Source organism: Streptomyces sp. SID5910 (assembly GCF_009862125.1).
Classification (GTDB): Bacteria; Actinomycetota; Actinomycetes; order Streptomycetales; family Streptomycetaceae; genus Streptomyces.
The window spans coordinates 1-6,149 of sequence record NZ_WWHX01000240.1 but is presented as its reverse complement, the minus strand read 5'-3'; the positions used below and the strand labels follow the sequence as shown (position 1 = coordinate 6,149).

Annotated in this window: 5 protein-coding genes; 1 reads left to right on the top strand and 4 read right to left on the bottom strand. The window is 71.8% G+C overall.

The window, feature by feature from the left end:
- Positions 1 to 26 precede the first annotated feature (26 nt).
- On the top strand, positions 27 to 1,202 hold the full coding sequence (locus tag GTW67_RS08640; RefSeq protein ID WP_161164224.1) for a winged helix-turn-helix domain-containing protein: 1,176 nt from the start codon (positions 27 to 29) through the stop codon (positions 1,200 to 1,202).
- A 21-nt stretch (positions 1,203 to 1,223) separates the two neighbouring features.
- Here GTW67_RS08640 and GTW67_RS08635 read toward each other — a convergent pair whose 3' ends face one another.
- The 4 genes from GTW67_RS08635 to GTW67_RS08620 form a co-directional block, all read right to left on the bottom strand.
- Positions 1,224 to 1,970 carry a response regulator gene (locus tag GTW67_RS08635; protein WP_161164223.1) on the bottom strand — a complete coding sequence of 249 codons (747 nt, stop codon included), beginning with the start codon at positions 1,968 to 1,970 and terminating at the stop codon, positions 1,224 to 1,226.
- Positions 1,971 to 2,204: 234 nt separating this feature from the next.
- Complete coding sequence (hpf, locus tag GTW67_RS08630) at positions 2,205 to 2,897, bottom strand: ribosome hibernation-promoting factor, HPF/YfiA family (protein WP_161164222.1); 693 nt, start codon at positions 2,895 to 2,897, stop codon at positions 2,205 to 2,207.
- 311 nt (positions 2,898 to 3,208) lie between these two features.
- Positions 3,209 to 4,093 (bottom strand): ComF family protein, encoded by an 885-nt coding sequence (locus GTW67_RS08625; RefSeq protein WP_161164221.1) that lies wholly within the window; start codon positions 4,091 to 4,093, stop codon positions 3,209 to 3,211.
- Positions 4,094 to 4,224: 131 nt separating this feature from the next.
- Positions 4,225 to 6,072 carry an LpqB family beta-propeller domain-containing protein gene (locus GTW67_RS08620; protein ID WP_161164220.1) on the bottom strand — a complete coding sequence of 616 codons (1,848 nt, stop codon included), beginning with the start codon at positions 6,070 to 6,072 and terminating at the stop codon, positions 4,225 to 4,227.
- Positions 6,073 to 6,149: the final 77 nt, after the last annotated feature.

The window sequence follows — 6,149 nt, the reverse complement described above, 5'->3', positions numbered from 1 at the left end:
AGACCCACCCCCTATCGTGCGGACGCATGACAACCCAACCGCCCCCCACCACGGACCTCTCCGCAGACGACGCCCGCCGCATCACCCTCCGCGCACAGGGCTTCCTCGGCGCCCCCGACCGCCGCGCCGGCGTCCGCGGCGTCCTCCGTGACCTGGGCGCGGTGCAGCTCGACACGATCTCCGTCCTCGCCCGCTCCCACGAGCTCATCCCCTACGCCCGCCTCGGCGCCGTCGGCCGCAGAACCGTCGAGGACGCCTACTGGACGGACACCCACGCCTTCGAGTACTGGTCCCACGCCGCCTGCATCCTCCCCATCGAGGAGTGGCCCCACTTCGCCTTCCGCCGCCGCGCCTACCGCAACCGCCCGCACTGGAACCACCACCTCCCCGACGGCGCCTACGACCAGGTCATCGCGCAGCTCCGCGCCGAGGGCCCCCTCACCGCGACGGACCTCGGCGGCGCGAAGAGGACCAGCGAGTGGTGGGACTGGTCGGGCACGAAGGTCGCCGTCGAGCGCGCCCTCATGTACGGCGAGGTCGTCTGCGTCGAACGCCGCGGCTGGAAGCGCGTGTACGACCTGGCCGAGCGCGCGGTCCCGAAGACGCTGCTGCACGACGACCTGGACGACACCGAGTGCCTGCGCCGGCTGGTCCGCCTGGCCGGCCGGTCCCTCGGCGTCGGCACCCGCGCGGACATCGCGGACTACCACCGCCTCAAGGCCGAGCAGGTCGACGCCGTGATCGCCGACTCGGGCCTGGTCCCGGTGACGGTGGAGGGCTGGGGCAGGCCGGCCTGGGCGGACCCGGAGGCCCTGGCGACACCCCCGCGCGGCCGGCACCGCACCACACTGCTGTCCCCCTTCGACTCCCTGGTCTGGGAACGCGCCCGCACCGAGCGGATCTTCGGCTTCACCCACCGCCTGGAGGCCTACGTGCCCAAGCCGAAGCGGGTGCACGGCTACTTCGCGATGCCGGTCCTGGCCGGCGGCCGGCTCGTCGGCCGTGTGGACCCGGGACGCGAGGGACGCACCCTGGTCGCCCGGCAGGTCACGCTGGACGGCCCCAAGGCCGCCCCGGCGGTGGCCCGGGCCCTGGTCGAGGCGGCGAGCTGGGTGGACTGCACGGACGTACGCGTGGAGCGGGTGGACGCGCCGGAGCTGCGCGAGCCGCTGACGAGGGAGCTGGCCCTCCTGCTCGCCTGATCCGCAGGCGGCGAAAGGCCGTCAGCGGATCTCGAGGATCTTCTCCCGCATCGCGTACACCACGGCCTCCATCCTGGAATGCAGTTGCAGCTTCTCCAGGATGTTGCGCACATGGTTCTTCACGGTGTTCTCGGAAATGAACAGCTCCTTGGCGATGTCCCGGTTGTTCATTCCCGTGGCGACGAGCTTGAGCACCTCCAGCTCGCGGTCCGTGAGGCGCGGTGCGGGCACGAGCCGGCGCTCGTCGGTCCGCTGGATCATCGACTTGAACTCGGTGAGGAGTTTCGACGCCATGGACGGACTGATCTGCGACTGACCGTCGGCCACCGCGCGGATGGCGGTCGCCACCTCGTCCGTCGAGATCTCCTTGAGCAGGTAACCGGTCGCACCCGCCTTGATCGCCTCGTAGAGGTCGGCTTCCTCGTCGCTGATCGTCAGCATGATGATCTTCGCGCTGGGGGCCACCTCCTTGATGGACGTGCACGCCTCGATCCCGCCGCGCTTCGGCATCCGCACGTCCATCAGGATGATGTCCGGCAGCAGGTCGGCGGCCTTCTCCACGGCCTCGGCGCCGTCCCCGGCCTCACCGACGACCTGGATGTCCTCCTCGGCCGCGAGCACGATCTCCAGGCCCCGGCGGAACAGGGCGTGGTCGTCGACGACCAGGACCCTGATCGGCTCCGCGCGTGACGAGCCCGCGTCCGGGCCCATGCCGACGACGCCGTCGTCGGCGCCCTCGTCCCGCATCGGTCCGAAACTGTCCGCCATCGTTCCTCCCCCTGAAGGCCCTGGCCTGTGGTCCTGAGCCATCGCCAACCCAAGGCAACGACCCACCGGTTGGGTGGTTGCCGCCATGATTCCATGCCGCGCCGACACGGGGGTGACAGAGCGGACCACGCGGGGGTCGCACACCTCGCGCACGGTCGCGCACCGTCGCACACCGGTGCCCCTGGGGGCGCACACGCGCTCCAGGGGCACCGGTCCGGCTGTCACCCGGCGTGGTCAGCCGCCGAGCGCATCGCCCGCCTCGGGCGCGTGCGTCTGCGTGACCATCGTGTCCGTCGTCAGGTGGATCACGCCGTAGTCGTAGGCGTGCCGCCGGTAGACGACGCTGGGCTCCTTGGTCTCCGAGTCGACGAACAGATAGAAGTCGTGTCCGACCAGCTCCATCTCGTAGAGGGCCTGGTCGAGGCTCATGGGTGCGGCCACGTGGGTCTTCTCACGGACGACGAGGGGGCCGTCGCCCTGGACCTCGAGCGAGCCGATCTTCTTGGTGGGTACGCCGTCCTGCTTCTCCTCCGGGACGATCTCCCCGTTCCCGTTGAGTGTCGCGGCGCCGGGGACGACATCGGCGACCTCGGCCGCCGGGATCCGGCGCGCTCCGCGCCGCGAGAAACGCTTGTCGTGCTGCTTGCGCAGCCGGGCACCGAGCTTTTCCGCCGCCAGGTCGAGCGCCGCGTACGGATCGCTCGCCGCTGCCTCCGCCCGGATCACCGGACCGCGGGAGCGGAGCGTGATCTCCACTCGGTCGCAGCGGTCGGCCTGTCGGGGGTTGGGCTCCTTGGACACCTCGACGTCGAGGCTGATCACCTTGCCGTCGAGCTTCTGGATCTTCTCCAGCTTCAGCTTCTCGGCCACGTGCTTCCGGAACCGCTCGGGCACCTCGGTCTTGCGGCCCTTGACGACGATGTCCACGCAGAACTCCGTTCCCGGATCGCTCCGCTTCGGTGGCGGAGCATCTCCCTTTTGCACCAGGTTCCGTTCTCCCGGAACCTCGGACTCGGTGACTTCCACCTCCTCCCCCACGGGCGAGGTATCCACTCCACCGGTGCGGGTGATGACGGCTGAACCCGCGGCACGGCATTCGGATTTGAGAGGTGTGGCCTGCGGCTTTGCCTCACAACCGAACATATCTCGCCCGGACGGATGTCGTCACCCTCTACCGCGACGTACCTCCGTTCCGGTGAATTGACCCTCTCATTACCTGCAACGAAGCAAGTATTCGATCAGTTCCGGTTTATTTCGAAAGCATCTGGTGAAGCCGCGACGACAGCCGCGCAGAGGGCTTCACGGATCACGTCATCGCCTCCGTCCGGGCCCGCCATCCGGGGCCCGCTCTTCCGTTCCTCTCTGCCTTCCCATGCCGCCGCCGAATACACAGTCGATTTCGCCGTTCTGTACGTCTCCGACACCGCCTCCCGCTCACCCGGTACCCCGCCCGCCGCCTCCCGCACGGCGCGCGCCGCCTCCGCTAGGGACGCCCCCGTGGTCATCAGGTCGTCGACGAGGACGACGGGCCCAGGGCCGCCCAGCAGCCGGGCTCCGCCGGGCACCACCGCCAGCGCGCCGGCGAGGTTGTCCCGACGCTGCCGGGCGCTCAGCCCCGACTGGTCCGCCACGGTGTGCCGCTGTCGCAGCACCGCGAGCACCCGGGAGGGCGTCCCGGTCCGCCGCAGCTCACCCGCCGCCGCGAGGGCGATCCGCCGCGCCGGATCGTGACCGCGCGCCCGCACCGCCCGGCGCGCGGAGGGCACGGGCACGAGCAGCACCGCCTCCCGCACACCCACAGGCCGCGCCGCACCGCCGCCCGGGCCCGCCTCCCGGAGCCCGGCCCGTACCGCCCCCGCCAGCGCCCCGCCCAGCGGACCGGAGAGGGCCAGCACCCCGCGTTCCTTGTGGGCCAGCAGCACGGCCCGCACCTCGTCCGCGTACGGCGCCGCCGCGTGCACCACCGGCAGCCCGGGCGGCCCCGGATCCGGGCGTACCCGGCACGGCGCGCTCCCGCTCAGCGCCGCCCGGCACCGCGGGCACAGCACCGTGCGGGCCCTGCCGCAGCCTCCGCACTCGGCCGGCAGCACCAGGTCGCCGAGATCCCGCCACCACTTGCGCATGGCCACCACTGTGCCCAGGCCCGCACCGCCCCGCCAGGCCTGTGGAAAACCCCCGGGCGCCGCCTGTGGACAAGCCTGCGCAGACCCGCACCGGCCTCACCCGCACGGATGAACGCGCGCCGGCACCGGCCTCACCCCGGATAGACCGGCGCCGTCCCTTCCGTCACCTTCTGCCACTGCAAGCCCGACGGCAGCCGGACGATCAGGTTCTCCGAGTACGCCACCAGCGGCAGCCGCTCGTCCTCGGTCGCGGCGATCTCCTTCACCCCGGTCAGCGCCGCCGGCACCGATGCCTCCGGCGTGGAGCCGTCGACCTGGACGTATCCGATCTGCTGGACGCCCCCGCGCTCGCGCCCGACCACCACGAGGCGGCTGTCACCGGCCCAGGACATGGCCGTGACCTCCTCCAGCTCGGGCGTGGCGGAGCGCAGTTCGACGACGGTGACCGTGGGCGGCTCGCCGTCCCGTCCGTCGCGTTCGATCCGCCCGATGAGCAGTGACCGTTCGCCGTCCTTCTCCACGACGAGCGCGATCCGCACCCCGTCGGCGGCCACCCGCACGGCCTGCACCCGCCCGTCCAGCCCGGGGATCCGCACCGGCACCGGAGTGCCCGCGCCCTCCCGCAGCAGCATCAGCCGGGGGTTCTTCGGGTCCCGGTCGGCGATCCACAGGTCTCCCTGCGCGTCCCAGCTGGGCGGCGTCAGCCGGTCCCCCTCCGTCTTGCCCGCGCTGACCAGGAGGGGGTCTCCGAGCGAGCTGCCCGGCACCAGCGAGGCGACGTACAGCGACTTCGAGTCGTAGCCGATGCCGGCCGCGCTGTGCTCGTCCCGCGCCACCGCCACCGACCGCAGGGCCGTCGTGCCCTCGCCCAGCGCCCCGGGCACCGTCTCGGGGTGGGTGGCGGTGCTGCCCGCGGCGATCCGCACCAGACGCTGCTTGGCGTCCACGAAGTACAGGTAGTCGGGCCGCTGGGCCGAACCGCGCGTCGCGACCGTCTCGGCCCGCTCCTCACCCAGCGAGCACAGCCGCCTCTTGCCGGAGGTCAGCTCCACCTCGTCCACGGCGGGGGTGAGGTTCTTGAGGGTGAACAGGAGCTGCGTCGCCATCTCGTCGCACTTGTCCGCACCGACCCCGGCGGCCTTGGCGTTCAGCGGCACCGTCAGCTTGTTCCGGTCGTCCGGCGTCAGCGAGGTCACGTTGTCCGCCAGTGCCGTACCGGTCGGGAAGCTCGACCTGACCACGGGCCCCAGCAGACGCGTCGGCCCGCTGATCAGCGACCGCACGGCCTGCGTCAGCGGGTCCACGAGCCGGCGCACATAGACGGGATCGGCGACAGCCGCCGGCTGCGCACTCGTACCCGCCTGCGCCTTCGGGACGGTGTTCGAGGCGAAGTAGTACTTGTTGACCGACATATACGTGCGCTGGAAGTCGGACTTGCCCATCACCACGCCCTGCGGCAGGACGTCGATGCGCCACTGCTTGCTCTTCGGGTCACGGGTGAGGTGCACCGGCTCCCGGTACTGGCCCGCCGCCGGCGCGTACGACTGCTGCCCGTCCACCGTGGCGACCCTGGTGCCGGTCAGCGTGACCGAGTACGAGTAGTCGTCGGTGTCCTCACGGCTCGCCAGGTGGTCGGCCTCGGTCCCCGCCCCGCCCGCCAGCACCGTCGTGGACCGCTCCGGCCGCCAGGTCTTCGCCGCGTCGGCCGTCAGATACTTGCGGGCCGTCTCGTAGTGCGGGTCGTTGCTGGTCAGCGCCTCCAGAAAGCCCTGCACGATCACCGAAGGCGAGGCGTCCTCCGCCGGCGGCATCGCGAACACCCGCACCTGCGGGTCCTGCCGGGGCGTGGACTCCACGCCCCGCAGATCCCCGTTGTCGGGCATGGACGCACACCCTCCCAGCAGTACGACGCCGCAGACCGCGTACGTCACCGCGCGCGTCGGCGTCCGCCGGCCGCTCCCCTCGCGGTCAGCGCCCACGAAATGCCTCCCCTTGCCTGCTCGGCTCCTCCGGCCCGCCGTCCGGGCGGCTCGCCGCCTCCGGTCCGGGCGTGCCG

What these genes read in the sequence shown, in the direction of transcription:
- GTW67_RS08640 (WP_161164224.1), top strand. Translation starts at nt 27, where the DNA reads ATGACAACCCAACCGCCCCCCACCACGGACCTCTCCGCAGACGACGCC.
- GTW67_RS08635 (WP_161164223.1), bottom strand. Translation starts at nt 1,970, where the DNA reads ATGGCGGACAGTTTCGGACCGATGCGGGACGAGGGCGCCGACGACGGC.
- GTW67_RS08625 (WP_161164221.1), bottom strand. Translation starts at nt 4,093, where the DNA reads ATGCGCAAGTGGTGGCGGGATCTCGGCGACCTGGTGCTGCCGGCCGAG.